Raw genomic sequence first — 793 nt, forward strand, 5'->3', positions numbered from 1 at the left:
CTTAGTGGGTCGCTGCTAGGCTCTAAAACCATTACGCTCTTTTTGGGCAAGAACACCAAGGTGTTCGATGGCGGGGAAGAACTGCGTTCCTATACGGTAGCCAGCATCACAGATGCTTTCCAGGCTAAGGCCTTGCCCGTACTAGGTACCGTCGACTCAACCTTGATTAAGGTAAACGGGTTTCTCAACAAAGATGCTCGGGTGAGCCTGCAAGCTACTCTGCTCAACGCTCAGGGTAGCACCGAGGCCTTGAAAAACCTGTTGCTGATGAACCAGCGCAACATCAACCAAATCACGACCAACATGGCTCGCCTGACGGCGGATTTGAACAAGACCAGCGCCAAATTTGACCGCATTGCTGCCAACTTCTCGGTGCTTAGCGACTCGTTGAAGGGTGCTCCGGTAGGACCAGCTATGCGCAAGCTCAACGCCACTATGACGGAAGCGCAGAGCACGATGACAACGCTTAATCGCTCCTTGACTGATCAGAAAGGCTCGCTAGGTAAGCTTATCAATGATACGCTGCTGTACAATAACCTCAACGCCACGGCTGCCAGCACCAACTCCTTGCTAACCGACTTCCAATCGAACCCCAAACGCTATGTACACTTCTCTGTGTTTGGCGGAGGTGGCAAAGAGAAGAAGAAAACCGAAACCACTACCAAGCCTAACGGCGAAGTAGAAAAAGAAACCAAAACGGTAACTACTCCTGCTACCAGCGCGGTGGTTACTCCCTGAGTGCTGCGCAAGCTTCTCAATACATCCTGTACCTTTGAAATCCGCTCCTTTGGGG

At 51.7% G+C, this 793-nt stretch carries 1 protein-coding gene; it reads left to right on the forward strand.

Annotated features, from left to right (window positions below; all coding sequences use genetic code 11):
* On the forward strand, window positions 1–738 hold a 738-nt coding region (locus VI25_RS25385; RefSeq protein WP_410503454.1), incomplete at its 5' end, for an MlaD family protein.
* Window positions 739–793: the final 55 nt, after the last annotated feature.

Source organism: Hymenobacter sp. AT01-02 (genome assembly GCF_000961955.2).
Classification (GTDB): domain Bacteria; phylum Bacteroidota; class Bacteroidia; order Cytophagales; family Hymenobacteraceae; genus Hymenobacter; species Hymenobacter mucosus.